The following is a 678-nucleotide window of genomic DNA, read 5'->3' on the forward strand; positions in this document are numbered from 1 at the left end:
GGCCCCGATGGCGGCGGCCGGCGCGGTGCTCGACGTGGTGCTGCACGGCCGGGGCGGTCATGCCGCCACCCCGCATCTCGCGGTGGATCCGGTGGTCGCCGCGGCCGCCGTCGTCACCCGGCTGCAGAGCGTCGTCGCCCGCGAGACGGCGCCCGCCGACCAGGTCTCCCTGACCGTGGGCAGGCTGCACGCCGGGACGGCCGCCAATGTCATCCCGGAGAGCGCCTCGCTCGGTGTCGGGGTCCGCGCCGCGAGCGAGGAGTCCCTGGACCGGACGCTGGCCGCGGTGCGCCGTGTGATCCTGTCCGAGAGCACCGCCGCGGGCGCCCCCCGTGCCCCCGAGGTGAGCGTGGTCTCCCGCTCGGCGGCCCTGCGCTGCGACCCGCACACCACCGACGCGGTCCGGCGCGCCCACACCGGACTCCTCGGCACCGGCCGGGTCCTGCCCTGGCCGGGGTCGCTGGCCACGGAGGACTTCCCGCTGTTCGGGGACGCGGGGGCCGGCGTCCACGGGCAGCCGGGCGTGCCGCTGGTCTACTGGATGCTGGGCGTGGTGGGCGCGGACGTCTGGCGCCGGTCCACCGCCGGCGGCCCCGGCGCCCCGCCCCTGGCCCCGAACCACTCCCCTCACTTCGCGCCCGACATCGGCAGCGCGCTCCGCCCCGCCGTCGCCGCGAT

The 678-nt window shown here is 78.6% G+C and carries 1 protein-coding gene; it reads left to right on the forward strand.

Annotated features, from left to right (window positions below; all coding sequences use genetic code 11):
• Positions 1 to 678: peptidase dimerization domain-containing protein (locus tag B9S61_RS00080; RefSeq protein WP_146064659.1), on the forward strand; the 678-nt coding region annotated here is incomplete at both ends.

Source organism: Streptomyces sp. SM1 (genome assembly GCF_002910825.1).
Classification (GTDB): domain Bacteria; phylum Actinomycetota; class Actinomycetes; order Streptomycetales; family Streptomycetaceae; genus Streptomyces; species Streptomyces okerensis.